Origin of the sequence: Nocardioides sp. R-C-SC26, from assembly GCF_021246465.1 — a bacterium.
In the GTDB taxonomy this organism is placed as follows: Bacteria; Actinomycetota; Actinomycetes; order Propionibacteriales; family Nocardioidaceae; genus Nocardioides.
This window is the reverse complement of sequence record NZ_JAHRHK010000037.1, coordinates 1-1,618: the sequence shown is the minus strand read 5'-3', so window position 1 is coordinate 1,618 and position 1,618 is coordinate 1. Positions and strand designations below refer to the sequence as shown.

The following is a 1,618-nucleotide window of genomic DNA, read 5'->3' as shown; positions in this document are numbered from 1 at the left end:
CCTGCGGGTGCGGTGACGGTGTTCAGCCCGACCGCTCTCTCGTTCCCGACGCCGTCGGCCACGGCAGGAACGGTGGCGGTCACCGTATCGACGGTCGGCGGGACCTCCGATCCTGTGCCGGGCGGGTTCACCTACGTGACGGCACCGACCGCGGCGTCGCTCTCGCCGTCGTCGGGCCCGAGTGCCGGCGGGACCTCGGTGACGGTGACGGGGTCCGGGTTCGTAGCGGGTGCGACCTCGGTGACGGTCGGCGGCGTCGCGGTGCCTGCGGGTGCGGTGACGGTGTTCAGCCCGACCGCTCTCTCGTTCCCGACGCCGTCGGCCACGGCAGGAACGGTGGCGGTCACCGTATCGACGGTCGGCGGGACCTCCGATCCTGTGCCGGGCGGATTCACCTACGTGGCGGCACCGACCACGACGAGCCTGCAGCCGTTCTATGTTCCCGTCGCCGGAGGCATCCTGCTCTTCGTGAGGGGGTCCAACTTCGTCGCCGGTGCCACGTCCGTGTCGATCGATGGGATCGTCGTCCCCGCAAGCGAGGTCAGCGTCTACAGCTCGACGCTCCTGGGCTTCATGGCGCCGCCCCATGCCGCCGGCCCGGTCGACCTGTCGGTGACGACCCCGGGCGGGACGTCGGACAACGTCCCCGGTGGGTTCATCTACGGGATCGACCCCCACGGATTCGACCCCAGACTGATGGCTGGAGCCGACTCGTGCGGCCCGCCGACGATCGCCTCGGTGTCCCGGCCCGCCGGGCCCAGCGCCGGTGGCCAGCGGCTGGTCGTGCGCGGCGCGGGCTTCACGCCCGACACCCGGGTCCGGTTCGGCGAGCGAGCCGCCCGGTCGGTGAGCTATGTGACGCCGAGCCTGCTGCGTGTGGTGACGCCGGCGCTGCGACCAGGTCGGGTGCGGATCTCGACGACCACCATCGCCGGCACGAGCAACCGGGTCATCTACCGGTCGCTGCGAGCCCCGGAGCTGACCCGGATGACCGCGGCCTCGGGCCCGTCGTCGGGTGGCAACACGGTCGTCCTCGTCGGGCGCCGGTTCGTCGACGTCCGCAAGGTCACGGTCGCGGGCAGGGCAGTGGCCTTCCGGACCGTCTCGCCTCGGCGGATCTCGATCGTGATGCCGCCGCGCCGTCCGGGTCGCGTCCAGGTGCGGGTGATCGCCGTGGGAGGGCGGAGTGCGACTGTGACGGCGTCGTCCTACCGGTACCGCTGACGGGGCGACGGCGGGCGGCGGCGCGTGCCGTGACGCTGGCGGGGTACCGGGTGCCATGACCGACGTCGCGAGCTCCACGGACAATGCCCGGCTGAGGGCCTATCTGCACGCTCACTGGGTCGGCGCGAGCGCCGGCGTCTCGACATTCCGCCGCGCCGCGAAGGGGTTCCCAGAACCTGGGGGAGCAGCGACTCTCGCCGCGCTCGCAGACGACGTGGCCGCCGATCGCGCGTCGTTGCGCCAACTCATGGCCGCCGTGGGTGCGGCACCGAGTCCGCCGCAGACGCTCGCGGCGCAACTGGTGGCTCAAGGACGCCGGTTCAAGCCGGACCAGTTGCTGGCCGGGGCGGCCCGGGCCGCCGGCGGCGGCGGGGGCGAGGGGCTCCGGAGGCGG

General features: G+C 73.2%; 2 protein-coding genes. Both read left to right on the top strand.

Features of this window, described 5'->3' with window-relative positions; all coding sequences use genetic code 11:
- The coding region (locus KSO97_RS17325; RefSeq protein ID WP_232681827.1) for an IPT/TIG domain-containing protein at positions 1-1,224 on the top strand (1,224 nt) is incomplete at its 5' end.
- Between the two features lie 55 nt (positions 1,225-1,279).
- Positions 1,280-1,618, top strand: a 339-nt coding sequence (locus tag KSO97_RS17320; RefSeq protein WP_232681820.1) for a hypothetical protein, incomplete at its 3' end; no start/stop codon positions are given.